Genomic DNA, 14,842 nt, shown 5'->3' with positions numbered 1-14,842 from the left:
TGATAAATTACTTTAATATGAAAACAGGTATAATGCTCTTACTTTCCTTTGTTTTATCATGTAGTACCAATACCGGGAATACAACTAAAACCTTATTGATAAACAGCTTTAAAGTACCATGCACGGGTGTTGCTCCTATGTCTTGTTTACAGGTCAAGGAGTCTCCAGATGACAAGAATTGGTCTAATTTTTATTCTCAGATTGAAGGGTTTGATTATGAACCAGGATACCTATACACCATCGAAGTTCGCATTGAAGACATTCCAGAAGATCAAATTGTTGCTGACGGCTCATCCATAAAATATATTTTGAAAACAGTGATAGCAAAAAAGCAGGATAAAAGATTAACTATTAATGATATCTGGGTTTTAGAAACGATTGATGGTCAGCCCGTAATTGAAATTTTTGAAAAATTACCCTATTTGGAAGTGCAATTGAGTTCCAATTCGTATTTGGGGAATGATGGCTGTAATAATTTCAATGGAAAATTAGAAGCTATTGAAGACAAGCTGGTTACATTTGGGAGCCTGGTATCAACAAAAATGGCGTGCCCTAATCAAGACTTGTCATTGAAGTTTCTAGAAAACTTGAGGAATTCAAATGAATATATGGTTGAAAAAGGGATGCTGACTTTACTGAAAGATTCAAATGTTTTATTAACTTTCAAAAAGACAGATTGAACTACCTGAAATATTGCATTTTCCATTAAACATATTAATTCTGTGTTCATGTTAAGATGAAAACAACACTAATAATCAATCTAATAAGACATCTATTTTAAGAGGTTCCCTTTGAAGGATTTGGAGATTGTGGTTGCGTATTTTCAATTATAGAAGAAGCAAGCAAAGAGCAAAAAATTATATCTTTAGCGTTTATGGTATGATTAATGGAACGTGTCATTTAAAACTAATATCCCTTTAGGGAAATTTGATAAGTGGAATAAAAATAATTCGGAGAAATGAAAAAAGTAATGTATTTAAATTTTTGGACTGTAGTATTTGCTTTGGTAATATTCAGTTGTAATAGTACTAAAGTAAACACGGATGACGCCAATGCCAACAACCCACAGATAGATAGTTCAAATGGATTAGGGCAAGAGGCCGACGGGCATACTAGCGAAAACGCTCTTGATTGGGAAGGGGTTTATAATGGAACTATTCCCTGTGCCGATTGCGAAGGCATTAAAACGAGCATAACCCTAAACAAAGAAAATAAATATGACCGAACTATTTCTTATATAGGTAAACCTGATAGTATGTTAAGAGATACTGGTTCATTTACCTGGGATGATTCCGGTTCAATAATAACAATAGGTGATGGAGAAACTAGTCAAAGTTATAAAGTTGGTGAAAACATATTATTTCATTTAGATAAGACAGGAAATCAAATTAAAGGAGACCTCGCATCAAAGTATAGACTTATGAAAAATTACAGCGATTCTAATCTAGAAAACAAAAAATGGGTATTAACAGAACTTATGGGGAAACCAATACAAACCCCAAAAGATGGGAAACCTGCATTTGTAACGTTTTCATCTAAAGAAGCACGAATGTCAGGTAATAACAGTTGTAATTTGTTTTCAGGAAGTTATAGCATTAAATCCGGAAATAGAATTGAAATCGGCCAAATGATGAATACCATGATGGCTTGTGAAAATATGGATCAGGCCTCGCAATTTATGCAGGTACTTCAAAAAGCAGATAATTATACAGTGGTAGAAGAAACCATGAATTTAAACAAAGCAAGAATGGCCCCGTTGGCAAAATTCTCCTTAGCCAAAGCAGACTAAAATAATAATAAAATACTGGTTTCTCGCTTAGATTATAGTTGGCTCTGGCATTCTTCTTAAAATTACAATTAATCTTTAAAACAATGAGGATGTATTGCTTTTTTTAAGTTTTTTAAACTTTCATTTGAATGCCATTAAAAAACGTTTACAAAAATTGCAACGAACTACTGCATGGTCGTTCTATTTCAAATTTTAAAAATAGCCGTTGTTAACAAAAAAAGATTATGCTCTGGTTTTCTACTTAACATTTCTATTGCCCTGTAATCTAATCCACCTTGCAGCTTTAAATCATTAGAAACTTGCCATCCAATTTGAGGGGTTAGCCTTTGTTCATAAAAAGGTTTTATGTTCTTGGTAAAACTCCATAAAAACTCAGTTGAAAATATTAAATACGCTTCTCCAACATCTAATTTCTCCCCATTTACCGGAAAATCAACTGCAAACCGGTACCGTTGTCTAAAAATGGTTTGTGTTTCAATAAACCGTTGTTCAGCTCTTACCCTATGCCCATAACGAACACCTCTTTTTTGTTTTATGTAATTAAACTGTTCAGAAACCCGTATTTCATTCAGACCTGCATCAAACATTTCTTGATTTCTATACTCAAGACCCAAACTTAAACTATGACTGTAATTGAAGTTAAAGGTTGAAAAATGAATAAGATGTATTTGATTTTGTGAATAAGCTAAGTTTTCATCTTTATATATTGTATATCGACTTCTTAATAAGAAGGCCATACTATATTTTTTTGAAACGCGATGTTTTAGGGCAAGTCCCGTTTCTCCAGTGCTGACAAACTCAATTTGTGCATGTACACTGCATGAGAACATAAGACAAACTAAAAAAAATAAGGTTCTAATATAGCGCATGTTCATAAGAAGAGGATGTAACAATTCTTGATTTCTCAAAGACGCCTTTACTAGAAAAAGTAATTTCTCTTAATTCATGTTGTCCATCCGTTTTAGTTTCGGTTATAATTTTATAGTGCGTATTATTTCCCTCTGAATTCTCTAAAATATGATCAATGAATTGCTTGTCATTTTTTGAAGTATTATTAATATATTTTTTTTGAATTTCTATATGCCTCGTTTTATCATAATTCTTATCTAAATAGTCATTTATATTACTTAAGACGTTTTCTGGTATATGTTTCTTCTTAATATAAATCTCAATATCTTCTAGAATACCTTCACTATTAAATGCCACACTATAGTGCAATTTATTAAGTTTAAATTTAGCTTCAAAACTAACCCTGTCACCTTTTTCTTCTCTAAAATACTTCAAGTAATTAACCTGATTAGCAATGCCATTAAAATAACGATGAGATACTTCTGGAAATTCTGAAGAAGAAATACGGGTTTCTTTTTCATGCTTAGATTGGGCAAAAGAAATAGAAGTGCATAATAAAAAAAGAAAAACCTTAAACTTCTTCATATCTAAAGCAGTTTACTTCATGATCATTTACCATACCAGTAGCTTGCATATGTGCATACACTACTGTGGACCCAACAAATTTAAATCCTCTTTTTTTCAAATCTTTACTTATTGCATCACTTAAAGGCGTGTTTGCGGGAATTTCACTTGCTTTTTTATAAACGTTTTTTATTGGCTTGCCCTGAGTAAACTGCCAAATATATGTACTAAAACTACCAAATTCTTCTTGGATTTTAATAAAAGCCTGGGCATTAGTAACGGTAGCGTTTACCTTTAATTTATTCCTGATAATTCCGGCATCTTGCAATAGAGAGTCAATTTTAGGCTGCTTGTATAGGGCTATTAAATTATAGTCAAAATTATCAAAGGCCCTTCTAAAATTTTCACGTTTTCTTAGTACGGTAATCCAACTTAATCCTGCCTGAAATGTTTCTAAAGTTAAGAATTCAAATAAAGTATCATCATTAAACACAGGAACACCCCATTCTTCATCATGATAGGCTTCATATAAGGCATCGCCTTTGCACCATGCACATCTATATTTGGTCATACGTTGGTAGCCGTCTTAATTAGCATTTAAAGTTACTATTTCTAATTGAAAATTTACTGTTTATTATGAAACAAATGTTACCTACTATATCCCTGTATTGTCATTATTTTGTAGTAAATAAGTAAGGATAAAGCATTCTTATGGACAAAAGATTTAATTTTTGAGCTAAGGCTCTAATAAAACAAATAAATAATGTCACATCAAGTTATAGAAGATAGTTTAGAAAAAAGTATGTCTTATCAAGAATATTCAAACTTGGTAAATAAATTAACAGAAACCGAAGGCACCACAGGTGCAGAACAAACAGAAGCTTTAATTGGCTATACCAAGTTAAATCAACGTCGTATGAAACGATGGGATAAAACAGTAAAAATTTCTGAAGAAGCCAAAACTTTTGTTTCAGGTTTACAACATCAAATGACTTGGTTAGTAATCACAGAAAGTTGGTGTGGTGATGCTGCCCATGTTGTTCCTGTTATTAATAAGTTGGCAGAACTAAATGATAATATAAAGTTACACGTTGTGCTGCGCGATGAAAATTTAGCCTTAATGGATCAATATCTTACCAACGGCGGCAGAGCAATTCCTAAGCTTTTAATGATAGATGATGAAACAGGTGATGTGGTAGACACCTTTGGTCCTAGACCTAGCGAAGCTACAAACATGGTCAATGACTATAAGCAAAAGAATGGCACGCTTACGCCTGAATTCAAAGAAAAACTTCAGTTTTGGTATAATAAGAATAAAGGACAAAATATTATCGAAGATATCACGCAGAAACTATGTGAATTGGAACCTAGTATGTGTGTTTAAAAAAAAGGTCAAGCTAAAGCTTGGCCTCTTTTTTTGAGCTTGAATTACTGAAAAAAACAAGAGTAATTTATCAGTTCTGTGATAAAAATTAGGATTTTCGTTCCAAACATTGAAAATATGATAAAAATCATCTTAAATACTAGACAGGCGAATTAAATTTGCCTTGTTGGATGTTCTTCCATTCGTAAAATTTAAGATTATGAATACCGTTATAAAATCAGCCCTAGAACGCAGTATATCTTATAAATCCTATAGAGCATTGGTTAAACAATTGGCCAAAGATAGCTCCTCTACTGGATTAGAAAAAACAAAAGCTTTCGCAAATTACACCAAGCTGAATGACAAGCGAATGGCACGTTGGGACAAAACAATTAAAGTGCCCAAAATAGCGCAGGATATAATTTCTGAATTTAATCATAGGATCACTTTATTAGTGATTACAGAGAGTTGGTGTGGTGATGCAGCTCATGTAATTCCTGTATTAAACAAAATAGCTGAATTAAATTCAAACCTTAGCTTAAGACTCGTTTTAAGAGATGAAAATCCTGAATTAATGGATCGCTTTTTAACCTTTGGAAATAAATCTGTACCGAAAGTTATTATTATTGATAATGAATCTGGAGCAGTTATACAAACCTATGGTCCAAGACCAACAGAAGCAGCAAATTATGTAAGACGCTTTAAATCAAAACATGGTACTTTAACGCCTCATTTTAAAGAAGATTTACAACATTGGTATAATAATGACAAAGGGCAAAATGTAATTCAAGATATAACACAACTGCTTAGCCAGTTAGAACCTATCGCTTACCAATAAAATAAAATGTTATAGTTCCCGGCTGCGACTCTCTAGAATAGTCCGGGCTAAAACTAGATTGCTTAGCATATTCTAGAGCATGTTCAATTAGGCATTCATTATCAGATGTTGACGATGCCGTATTCACATAAGTATTGGTTACATCTCCCGCTGAATTCACTTGAATATTCACAACAATTTTACCATCTACTTCACATAAATATACTGGGATAGGGATATTTACCTTGTTCCTGTCTTTTAAGGAAAAACTTATCGAACTTTTGGCATTGTTATTTTCTGAACGTTTTTCTTTCAACAAATTATTTAATTTATTGAATTTTGAAAGTTCATCTTCATTTATTTTTGACTCCGTAGATTCAAACTTTTTATCAGGGATACTGGCACTTTCAGAACCATCTGTACTTGGTTTAGGAACATAATCTTCAGGTGGCGCAATCTTTTCAAAAGCTTGCGCAAAATGTTTGTTTTCCTGGCCTTCGTTAAATGCTTTGTTTGTTTCTGCCTTGCTATTCGCTAATTTTTCTAAATGTTCTAAAGCCTTTATTTCTTCTTCTGTAAGTTCTTTTTCAGGCTCCATTTCATAATAGCTCTCAGAGCTAATATCATCCTTTTGTTTTAAACTTAAATTAAAAACAAATAGAATTACAGTTCCTGAAATAAGGAATGTAATAAGTAGGGCTTTATGTTGATCTGTTAGGTGCAAATCTTACTAATTAATCGCAAAGGTATTTGAAATATACGTAAAATAAGATAATTAGTTGGTTAAGCTACTTATAAAGCTTTCAAGAGACAAGGCATTTTCTACGTTGAAATCACCAATTTTAGTTCTTTTAAGAGCAGATAAATGCCCCCCTGAATTTAAGGCTTTTCCAAAATCATTAGCTAAAGACCTTATATAGGTCCCTTTACTACATACAACTCTAAAATCTATATTTAAGTTATTAATAGCCGTGATTTCAAACTCCGTCACCTGAACCGTTCTTGCTTTAACCTCAACTTGTTCTCCGGCTCTAGCAAATTCATACAAACGTTTACCATCCTTTTTTAGTGCAGAAAACACTGGAGGAAATTGTTGAATCTCTCCAACAAACTGCTGTGTGGTTTTATGTATTAAATCTTCAGTAATATGATGTGTTGGAAATGATGCATTGATTTCGGTTTCTAAATCAAATGATGGCGTGGTACTTCCTAAAACCATGGTACCTGTATATTCCTTTATTTGACCTTGAAAAGTATCAATCTGTTTTGTCATTTTACCCGTACAAATAACCAATAAGCCCGTAGCTAAAGGGTCTAAAGTCCCTGCATGTCCTACTTTTATTTTTTTAATATTAAAAGCCTGACGTATTTCCCAACGCATTTTATTCACCACTTGAAAAGAGGTCCAATGCAACGGTTTATCAATTAAAAGCACCTGTCCCGAAAGGTAATCATCAACGGTCTTCATATTAATAGAATAATGAAAAAGCAATGGCAATGACGCCAACAATAGCGCAGTAAACAGCAAAGTATGTAAGTTTGCTTTTCTTCACCAATGAGATCATCCATGTGCAGGCAAATAAGCCGGCAACAAAAGCGGCAATAAAACCAATCGATAGAGCCGTTATATTGCCACTATCATATGATAAATCTCCACTTAAAATGTCTTTTGCTATTTTTCCAAATATTAATGGTACCACCATCAAAAACGAAAAGCGAGCTGCTTTAGTTTTATCATTGCCCAGTAAAACTGAGGTAGAAATAGTAGCTCCTGAACGAGAAATACCCGGAAGCATGGCAATAGCTTGCGAAACACCAATAACAAAAGCATTTTTAAAGGATACTTTTTTGTCAGTATCTTTAGCTTTATCTGCCATGAATAGTAGGACAGCCGTAATTAAAAGCATAAAACCTACTAAAAGAATATTACCTCCAAAAAGCGCTTCTAGCTGTTCCTCAAAAAACAAACCAATCAGCACCGCTGGAATCATGGAAACGGCAATTTTAGCAATAAATTGCAAATCTTCATTCCATTCAAATTTTAAAGCGCCTTTAATAAGATCTAAGATATCTTTTCTAAACACGACAATAGTACTAAGTGCTGTGGCAAAATGAAGTACAACAGTGAAAAGCAAACTTTCTTCTGGCACTGATTGATCACCAAGAATGGCTTTACCCAGTTCTAAATGTCCACTTGAAGATACTGGTAAAAATTCCGTAAGTCCTTGAATAATTCCTAAAATGATTGCATCTAATATTTCCATGGGGCAAAAATATTAAAATACTCACACAATTAACATCGCTCTCTTAATAATAAAATATTATTTTAGATAGGTTATAATTGAAGTCATGAAAATAGTATTAGCACCAGATAAATTCAAAAATTCGCTATCGGCATTGGAATTTTGTAAAACTGTTGAAAAAGGACTTCGTTCAGTAAATCCTAATATAGAGATTATAAAACTACCATTAGCTGATGGTGGAGATGGCACTATTGAAGTGGTGAACTTCTATCTTAAAGCAGATACTATTAAGGTAAAAGTTTCTAATCCCCTTTTCTCCCCTATCCTAGCGTCTTACCTATATTCTAATCATACGGAAACAGCATTTATTGAAATGGCTGAGGCTTCCGGCGTCAAACTTTTGAAATCAGAACAATTAAATTGTAAAAATGCCACAACACTAGGCACAGGAGAGATGATACTTGATGCCATTAATAAAGGAGCCACCAAAATAATTTTAGGTATAGGAGGAAGTGCAACAAACGATTGTGGCATTGGTATGGCCACAGCATTAGGTTATCGTTTTTTAGACAAAAACAATGCGGAAATTAAACCTATTGGTGCTAATTTATCTAACATTACAGCCATTGACCTTACACAGGTTGATCCTAGACTAAACAAGGTAAAATTTAGCATCGCTTGTGATGTTTCTAATCCCTTATATGGTAAGAATGGGGCCGCCCATATCTATGCCGCTCAAAAAGGCGCCTCAAAAAAAGATATTGTGATGCTAGACCAAGGGCTTCGAGATTTTTCTGCAATCCTAGAGGCGACTTTTGGAGTTCAATTTCAATCCACTAAAGGAGCAGGGGCAGCTGGCGGCATGGGTATCGCATCAAAGGTTTTTCTAAATGGTAAATTAGATCCCGGCATTCAACTTATTAAGAACCTCGCCAACTTTGATAATGACATAGAAGGAGCCGATTGGATTATTACAGGGGAAGGTAAATTGGACACACAAACGCTATCAGGAAAAACGATTAAAGGCGTTATCAATTCAGCAAAAACAAAAAACATAAAAGTGGCAGCGTTTTGCGGTACTCTTGATTTTCAAAATAAATCCATTAAAGATTTTGGCATTGATTATTTAGATCTTATAGATCATTATGCATTGCATAAAGAAGATGCCATAAATAATGGGAAAAAGTACTTAACTATCCTTTCAAAAAAATTTGCAGAAACTTTTATTAAATAAATACGCTAATAGCAATGTGGAACTTCTGCCAAAACTAAGGTAAAGTCAAACCTAAGTATGTTTATTTCTTATCAGGATTTAAAAGAATGGCATAAATTTGAATACCAAAGCCAATAAGTACTAAAGCTGGTGCTAAACGAATACGTCTCCAGCTAAAAATGTCCGGGTTAAAAACATGAGGATCGTCACTACCGCCGCCAGCCATTAGGATAAAACCTAAAGCAATTACTGCCAAACCAATAAACATAAATTTATAGTTTTTCTTACCAAATACAAAGATTGGCTTTACTTCTGCTTTACGTTTTTTCTCTCCCATAATTAGCTTCTATCGCAAAATTTAGTGCAAAGTAATAGAATTATTTGAAATTATTATGTTAATCTATTTCTAATTTATACCTCTAGTAGTACAATTCATCGGTCTTTAAATTTAAGAAACGCTGGGTAGCAAAATGTGTACTAATCCAAGTAATGATAATTCCTAAGCCAAAAACAACCACAAATAATAGACCCACCAATATTGGATTACTTAATAATTCTAATTCTACAAAAGTTTTATTTAAATAGTACAGGACTATAGCCATGCCAATTAAGGCTAATAAAGCACCTATAATACCCAGTTTTATGCTTTTCCAAATAAAAGGGCGTCTAATAAAACGTTTTGTTGCTCCAACCATTTGCATCGTTTTTATGGTAAATCGTTTTGAGTAAACTGCCAAGCGAATAGAACTATTAATTAAAAGCACAGCAATTAATGTAAAAATGCCACTTACAAGTAATACCCAGAAACTAATTTTCTTAACGTTGTCATTCATGAGCTTCACCAAGTCATTATCATAAGTAACTTCTTCAACAAAATCTTTATTTAAGGCTTCCGCTGATATCTTTTCCAGATGTTCAGAGGTGACAAAATTCGCTTTCAAATGGACATCAATAGAATTCTGCAACGGGTTATAGCCCACAAAATCCATAAAATCCTCGCCATTTTCAACTTTCATGATTTCTGCGGCTTGTTCTCTTGAAACGTATTCTGTAGACTTAACATATTCAGCCATAGCTAAACTTTTTTCAAGCTGCTTTGTTTCAACTTCCTTGGCAGAATCCTTTAAATAAATAGTAACAACAACTTGTTCCTTAAAGTGATCAGATACTTTTTGGGCATTCAGTATAAGCATTCCCAATAATCCTAATAAAAAAAGCACTAAGGCAATACTTAAAACTACAGAAAAGTATGAAGAAATAAGCTTCCGCTTTTGGTGTTTTTCAAATGATGAACTCATAAAATAATTGGATTAATAGCGTAAAAATAATAAAGTAAACGCAATCTATAATTTATATAAACTAAAACATCAGCAATTTGTTGTAAAAGACCATGGACTAAGAAAAAGTCTTTGGCTTCATACTGATTAGGTACACCCCTATAATTACTAAAAGACATGACGTAATCTTTATCCAATTTACATCCTCATTATAGGTATTATCATTGAGCAACATGGATAAGATAAACACAATTACAAAACTCACCGCAGGTTGTACATAAGTATAACTCCCTGCAACTGATGGAGAAACTTGTCTGAGTGCATAAATATTGAATAGAAAGGTTAGGAATGTTGTAAACACAATAACATAGGCTATGACCATATAGGTGCTAAAATCAAATAAGTCATAATCTGTATTATACAATACATCATTCATCCCAAAGGGAATTACAAATAGCAATCCAAATAAAAACACCCAACTGATAATGCTAATAAAATGATATTTCTTCATTAACGGTTTAACAGTAACTTGATATAATGAATAAAACAATACATTCATAAACACAAAAAGATTACCTAAAAAACTACTAGTTCCCTCAGCTACTTGACCATACCACACTAATCCAATAGCTCCTGAAGCCCCAATAGCAAGGCCTAATATTTTATATTTATTTGCTTTTTCTTTTAATACAATCATACTTAAAATAAAAACTACTGCTGGTGCAGATGTCATTATAATGGAGGTATCTATAGGTGAAGTTAAACTCAATCCATGAAAAAAGAATAACTGATTACAAGACGCACCAAAGAGTCCACAGAGCATCAGTCTAAAAATATCTTTCTTTTCTATTTTTTCTTTAACAAACAACTTAATGAACCAAAATATCAATCCCGCACCTAAAACCCTGAAGAAAACAAAGGGGGTTGGGTTAATTTTTTCGGGCATAATTCCTTTAGCAATAAAATGATTTGCTGCATAAATGACATGTGTTGCAAACAAGGCAAAATGCGCTTTTATTATATTGCTTTTACTCAAGATTAGTATTAGATTTTAATGAATTCCCCTTTTTATTTCACCAAAAGTAAACGTAATATTTTATAAATATTTACGAAACTCATTTTTTGTGCATATGGCTACTCGGTTTCCAATTAAAACGTAAATTTGCAACTTCTTAAATAAGGATGACAATGAAGTACAATTTCAACGAAATTGAAGCCAAATGGCAAAAGTATTGGGCAGAAAACCAAACATTTAAAGCAGAAAACCAAAGTGAAAAACCAAAATATTATGTTTTGGATATGTTTCCTTATCCAAGTGGTGCAGGATTGCATGTTGGTCATCCGCTAGGTTATATAGCCTCAGATATTTATGCGCGTTACAAACGTCATCAAGGGTTTAATGTATTGCATCCGCAAGGGTATGATTCTTTTGGTTTACCAGCCGAGCAGTACGCCATACAAACCGGACAACACCCAGCCATTACAACAAAAGATAATATTAGTACCTATAGACGCCAATTAGACCAAATTGGTTTTTCTTTTGATTGGTCTAGAGAAGTAAGAACATCTGATCCCTCTTATTACAAATGGACGCAGTGGATTTTTATTCAACTGTTTAATTCTTGGTATAACAATGACACAGACAAGGCTGAAGACATTAGTACTTTAGAAAAACTATTTTCTACTGAAGGCAATTCAAATGTTAATGCCGTTTGTGATGATAATATTGAGTCGTTTTCAGCTGAAGACTGGAATGACTTTTCTTCAGAAAAGCAACAAAAAATACTATTACAATACAGATTAACTTATTTAGCGGAAACAGAGGTAAACTGGTGTCCTGCTTTAGGAACTGTTTTGGCTAATGACGAAATTGTGAACGGCGTTTCTGAACGTGGTGGCCACCCTGTTATTAGAAAAAAAATGACGCAATGGAGTATGCGTATTTCGGCTTATGCTGAACGTTTACTTCAAGGCTTAAATAAAATTGATTGGACCGATTCTTTAAAAGAAAGTCAGCGTAACTGGATCGGGAAATCGGTTGGTGCATCAGTATCTTTTAATGTAAATAATCATGATGCCGTAATTGACGTGTTTACAACGCGTCCAGATACTATTTTTGGCGTGTCGTTCATGACCCTAGCACCGGAGCATGAGTTGGTGTCCAAAATAACAACTCCTGAGCAAAAAGAAGAGGTTGATACTTATATTAAAGCGACTGCAAAACGTAGTGAGCGCGATAGAATGGCAGATGTAAAAACCATTTCTGGAGCATTTACAGGAGCTTATGCCGAACATCCGTTTTCAAAAGAACCTATTCCTATTTGGATTGGCGATTATGTTTTAGCAGGTTACGGCACAGGGGCTGTCATGTCTGTACCTTGTGGCGATGAACGCGATTACGCTTTTGCAAACCATTTTAATATTCCTATTCCTAATATTTTTGAAGGTGTTGATATTTCTGAAGAAGCCTTTTCAGATAAAGAAAAAACAATTATTGCAAATAGTGATTTCCTTAATGGATTGAATTATAAAAAAGCGACAAAACGGGCTATTTACGAATTAGAGCAAATTGGTCAAGGTGAAGGAAAAACGAACTACAGATTGCGAGATGCCGTATTTTCACGTCAACGCTATTGGGGTGAACCGTTTCCCGTTTACTACATGAATGGCTTGCCACAAATGATAGAAGCGGAGCATTTACCAATAAAATTACCTGAAGTTGAAAAATACTTACCAACCGAAACTGGTGAACCTCCTTTAGGAAACGCAACTGTTTGGGCTTGGGACACTGCAAAAAATGAAGTTGTTTCAAATGATTTGATTGATAATGAAACTATTCATCCTTTAGAATTGAATACCATGCCAGGTTGGGCAGGAAGTTCATACTATTTTATGCGTTATATGGATCCGGATAACCAAAATGAAATCGCTTCAAAAGAAGCTATGGATTATTGGCAAGATGTTGATTTGTATATAGGCGGAAGCGAGCATGCTACAGGACATTTATTGTATTCACGTTTTTGGCAAAAATTCTTGTTTGATAAAGGGGTTGTGCCCTATGATGAGTATGCTAAAAAGCTGATTAACCAAGGTATGATTTTGGGGACGAGTGCTTTTGCTTATAGACTTGACTTAGGTAGTTTTGGATTTGATGGAAAAGGAGAAGACATCAAAGATCAAATGTATAAATTCAATGTTTTTGTTTCATCAGAATTATTAAATAGACTAAAGGATTCTGTCGAGGAAAAGGTTGAATTCACAAATAAGGTTAGAACCAAATTAGCATCGATTAATTTGGATAAGGGAAGATTAGTTAATGTGAATATTGACTTAAAAAGAGTTCATGCTATTCATGCCGATGTATCCTTTGTTAATAGTTCAAATGAATTAGATGTTAAAGCTTTTAGAAATTGGAGAGAAGAGTATAAAGCAGCTATTTTTATTGGAGAAAAAGGCGAAATAATTGAAGAAGGCAACGATGTTTACAAAGTGGGTCGTGACGTTGAAAAAATGTCCAAATCCAAATACAATGTGGTCAATCCAGATGATATTGTAGCAGATTATGGTGCAGATAGTTTACGCCTTTATGAAATGTTTTTAGGCCCATTAGAACAATATAAACCTTGGAATACGGCTGGTATTACCGGTGTGCATTCATTCCTTAAAAAACTTTGGAAATTATATGCGGATGATAACGGACTAAAAGTTACAGATGCCGCCCCAACAAAAGATAATTTAAAAACGCTTCATAAAACCATTAAGAAGGTTCAAGAAGATATTGAGAACTTTTCTTTTAATACATCGGTGTCGACGTTTATGATTGCCACTAATGAGTTAACGGCTCAGAAATGTACTAGCAAGGATATCCTAGAGCCATTATTGATTTTAATATCACCATATGCGCCGCATATTGCCGAAGAACTTTGGAGTCAATTAGGAAATACCACCTCTATTTCTACGGCAGCTTTTCCAGAATTTGATGCCAGTCATTTGGTAGAAAGTAGTAAGAATTATCCAATCTCATTTAATGGTAAAATGCGTTTCACCATGGAATTACCATTGGATATGAGTAAAGATGCTATTGAAGAAGCAGTCTTGGCAAACGAAAAAACACAAGAACAATTAGCAGGAAGAACACCTAAAAAAGTGATTGTGGTTCCTGGTAAAATTGTAAATATTGTTGGATAATGCAATTAAAGCGATTTAAGTAATAAATACCTAAGACAAGTTGTTTTTATTTGGATTCCTATAAATTAGGAATCCAAATTATTCGAATAGCGCCTTGTTAGTATTAAGGATTCTTTACAAGAAGGCAAACCGTTAATTAAGGACTTGACAATATTGCATCTACATAATTGAGAAACGTAAATGGATAGTATTGAGATTATTGGTTTTTTAGCCGCCGTATTAACAACGGCTGCATTCTTACCACAAGTATATAAAACATGGAAGACAAAGGATGTGTCAAGTTTGTCATTACCCATGCTCATTCTTTTTTTTATAGGTATTGTATCTTGGTTAATCTATGGCGTCTTAAAAAATAGCCCATCTATGATTTTTGCTAATAGTATTACCGTAATATCGTCATTTTTATTGATGTATTTCAAAATTAAATACGGCAAAAATTAAATCAAATTAGTAATTCCCCCGCATATTTTATTGCTCAAATTCCCTTTTTGACAAAATAGTAATTTCATTTTTTTTGATTTCACAAAAATCTATTGGAC

At 33.5% G+C, this 14,842-nt stretch carries 16 protein-coding genes; 7 read left to right on the top strand and 9 right to left on the bottom strand.

The annotated features are described in order from the left end of the window. Nucleotides 1-17 precede the first annotated feature (17 nt). The gene (locus IE051_RS12250) at nucleotides 18-680 is read left to right on the top strand and encodes a DUF4377 domain-containing protein (protein WP_229796798.1); all 663 of its coding nucleotides are present in this window, start codon (nucleotides 18-20) and stop codon (nucleotides 678-680) included. Between the two features lie 278 nt (nucleotides 681-958). Further along, nucleotides 959-1,789 carry a copper resistance protein NlpE N-terminal domain-containing protein gene (locus IE051_RS12245; protein ID WP_189361090.1) on the top strand — a complete coding sequence of 277 codons (831 nt, stop codon included), beginning with the start codon at nucleotides 959-961 and terminating at the stop codon, nucleotides 1,787-1,789. A gap of 185 nt (nucleotides 1,790-1,974) precedes the next feature. Here IE051_RS12245 and IE051_RS12240 read toward each other — a convergent pair whose 3' ends face one another. From IE051_RS12240 to IE051_RS12230, 3 genes are read right to left on the bottom strand one after another with little or no spacing between them, the layout of a single operon-like run. Then, complete coding sequence (locus IE051_RS12240) at nucleotides 1,975-2,619, bottom strand: DUF2490 domain-containing protein (RefSeq protein WP_189361089.1); 645 nt, start codon at nucleotides 2,617-2,619, stop codon at nucleotides 1,975-1,977. A 25-nt stretch (nucleotides 2,620-2,644) separates the two neighbouring features. Then, nucleotides 2,645-3,223 (bottom strand): hypothetical protein, encoded by a 579-nt coding sequence (locus tag IE051_RS12235; protein ID WP_189361088.1) that lies wholly within the window; start codon nucleotides 3,221-3,223, stop codon nucleotides 2,645-2,647. Further along, on the bottom strand, nucleotides 3,210-3,773 hold the full coding sequence (locus tag IE051_RS12230; protein ID WP_189361087.1) for a DNA-3-methyladenine glycosylase I: 564 nt from the start codon (nucleotides 3,771-3,773) through the stop codon (nucleotides 3,210-3,212). The genes IE051_RS12235 and IE051_RS12230 overlap by 14 nt, the downstream gene beginning before the upstream one ends. Before the next feature lie 192 nt (nucleotides 3,774-3,965). Here IE051_RS12230 and IE051_RS12225 point away from each other — a divergent pair, with 192 nt between their 5' ends. Both IE051_RS12225 and IE051_RS12220 read left to right on the top strand, forming a co-directional pair. Then, entirely contained in the window at nucleotides 3,966-4,586 is a 621-nt protein-coding gene (locus IE051_RS12225; protein WP_189361086.1) for a thioredoxin family protein, read from the top strand. A gap of 199 nt (nucleotides 4,587-4,785) precedes the next feature. Then, complete coding sequence (locus IE051_RS12220; protein WP_189361085.1) at nucleotides 4,786-5,403, top strand: thioredoxin family protein; 618 nt, start codon at nucleotides 4,786-4,788, stop codon at nucleotides 5,401-5,403. On the opposite strand, the gene IE051_RS12215 is transcribed toward IE051_RS12220, so the two are convergent. From IE051_RS12215 to IE051_RS12205, 3 genes are read right to left on the bottom strand one after another with little or no spacing between them, the layout of a single operon-like run. Beyond that, the gene (locus IE051_RS12215; RefSeq protein ID WP_189361084.1) at nucleotides 5,387-6,106 is read right to left on the bottom strand and encodes an energy transducer TonB; all 720 of its coding nucleotides are present in this window, start codon (nucleotides 6,104-6,106) and stop codon (nucleotides 5,387-5,389) included. The genes IE051_RS12220 and IE051_RS12215 overlap by 17 nt on opposite strands. A 51-nt stretch (nucleotides 6,107-6,157) precedes the next feature. Next, nucleotides 6,158-6,850 (bottom strand): tRNA pseudouridine(55) synthase TruB, encoded by a 693-nt coding sequence (gene truB / locus IE051_RS12210; protein WP_189361083.1) that lies wholly within the window; start codon nucleotides 6,848-6,850, stop codon nucleotides 6,158-6,160. A gap of 1 nt (nucleotide 6,851) precedes the next feature. After that, the gene (locus tag IE051_RS12205) at nucleotides 6,852-7,646 is read right to left on the bottom strand and encodes an undecaprenyl-diphosphate phosphatase (RefSeq protein ID WP_189361082.1); all 795 of its coding nucleotides are present in this window, start codon (nucleotides 7,644-7,646) and stop codon (nucleotides 6,852-6,854) included. 85 nt (nucleotides 7,647-7,731) lie between these two features. Between IE051_RS12205 and IE051_RS12200 the strand changes: the two genes are divergently transcribed. Then, nucleotides 7,732-8,859 (top strand): glycerate kinase, encoded by a 1,128-nt coding sequence (locus IE051_RS12200; RefSeq protein ID WP_189361081.1) that lies wholly within the window; start codon nucleotides 7,732-7,734, stop codon nucleotides 8,857-8,859. A 61-nt stretch (nucleotides 8,860-8,920) separates the two neighbouring features. Here the strand turns inward: IE051_RS12200 and IE051_RS12195 are convergent, their stop codons facing one another. The 3 genes from IE051_RS12195 to IE051_RS12185 form a co-directional block, all read right to left on the bottom strand. Continuing rightward, entirely contained in the window at nucleotides 8,921-9,175 is a 255-nt protein-coding gene (locus tag IE051_RS12195) for a DUF3098 domain-containing protein (RefSeq protein ID WP_189361080.1), read from the bottom strand. Nucleotides 9,176-9,257: 82 nt separating this feature from the next. Beyond that, nucleotides 9,258-10,136 carry a cell division protein FtsX gene (locus IE051_RS12190; protein WP_189361079.1) on the bottom strand — a complete coding sequence of 293 codons (879 nt, stop codon included), beginning with the start codon at nucleotides 10,134-10,136 and terminating at the stop codon, nucleotides 9,258-9,260. 97 nt (nucleotides 10,137-10,233) lie between these two features. Further along, nucleotides 10,234-11,151 carry a DMT family transporter gene (locus IE051_RS12185; RefSeq protein WP_189361078.1) on the bottom strand — a complete coding sequence of 306 codons (918 nt, stop codon included), beginning with the start codon at nucleotides 11,149-11,151 and terminating at the stop codon, nucleotides 10,234-10,236. 152 nt (nucleotides 11,152-11,303) lie between these two features. On the opposite strand from IE051_RS12185, the gene IE051_RS12180 reads away from it, so the two are divergent. Together IE051_RS12180 and IE051_RS12175 are read left to right on the top strand one after the other, a co-directional pair. Then, complete coding sequence (locus IE051_RS12180) at nucleotides 11,304-14,303, top strand: leucine--tRNA ligase (RefSeq protein ID WP_189361077.1); 3,000 nt, start codon at nucleotides 11,304-11,306, stop codon at nucleotides 14,301-14,303. A 180-nt stretch (nucleotides 14,304-14,483) separates the two neighbouring features. Beyond that, nucleotides 14,484-14,744, top strand: a complete 261-nt coding sequence (locus tag IE051_RS12175; protein ID WP_189361076.1) for a SemiSWEET family sugar transporter — start codon at nucleotides 14,484-14,486, stop codon at nucleotides 14,742-14,744. Nucleotides 14,745-14,842: the final 98 nt, after the last annotated feature.

This window comes from Algibacter mikhailovii (assembly GCF_014651495.1).
In the GTDB taxonomy this organism is placed as follows: domain Bacteria; phylum Bacteroidota; class Bacteroidia; order Flavobacteriales; family Flavobacteriaceae; genus Algibacter_E; species Algibacter_E mikhailovii.
This window is presented reverse-complemented; position numbering and strand designations above follow the sequence as displayed.

Bases quoted from the DNA above. Each gene is read 5' to 3' on its own strand.
- IE051_RS12250 (WP_229796798.1), top strand. From the start codon at position 18: ATGAAAACAGGTATAATGCTCTTACTTTCCTTTGTTTTATCATGTAGT.
- IE051_RS12245 (WP_189361090.1), top strand. From the start codon at position 959: ATGAAAAAAGTAATGTATTTAAATTTTTGGACTGTAGTATTTGCTTTG.
- IE051_RS12240 (WP_189361089.1), bottom strand. From the start codon at position 2,619: ATGTTCTCATGCAGTGTACATGCACAAATTGAGTTTGTCAGCACTGGA.
- IE051_RS12235 (WP_189361088.1), bottom strand. From the start codon at position 3,223: ATGAAGAAGTTTAAGGTTTTTCTTTTTTTATTATGCACTTCTATTTCT.
- IE051_RS12230 (WP_189361087.1), bottom strand. From the start codon at position 3,773: ATGACCAAATATAGATGTGCATGGTGCAAAGGCGATGCCTTATATGAA.
- IE051_RS12225 (WP_189361086.1), top strand. From the start codon at position 3,966: ATGTCACATCAAGTTATAGAAGATAGTTTAGAAAAAAGTATGTCTTAT.
- IE051_RS12220 (WP_189361085.1), top strand. From the start codon at position 4,786: ATGAATACCGTTATAAAATCAGCCCTAGAACGCAGTATATCTTATAAA.
- truB (WP_189361083.1), bottom strand. From the start codon at position 6,850: ATGAAGACCGTTGATGATTACCTTTCGGGACAGGTGCTTTTAATTGAT.
- IE051_RS12205 (WP_189361082.1), bottom strand. From the start codon at position 7,646: ATGGAAATATTAGATGCAATCATTTTAGGAATTATTCAAGGACTTACG.
- IE051_RS12200 (WP_189361081.1), top strand. From the start codon at position 7,732: ATGAAAATAGTATTAGCACCAGATAAATTCAAAAATTCGCTATCGGCA.
- IE051_RS12195 (WP_189361080.1), bottom strand. From the start codon at position 9,175: ATGGGAGAGAAAAAACGTAAAGCAGAAGTAAAGCCAATCTTTGTATTT.
- IE051_RS12190 (WP_189361079.1), bottom strand. From the start codon at position 10,136: ATGAGTTCATCATTTGAAAAACACCAAAAGCGGAAGCTTATTTCTTCA.
- IE051_RS12180 (WP_189361077.1), top strand. From the start codon at position 11,304: ATGAAGTACAATTTCAACGAAATTGAAGCCAAATGGCAAAAGTATTGG.
- IE051_RS12175 (WP_189361076.1), top strand. From the start codon at position 14,484: ATGGATAGTATTGAGATTATTGGTTTTTTAGCCGCCGTATTAACAACG.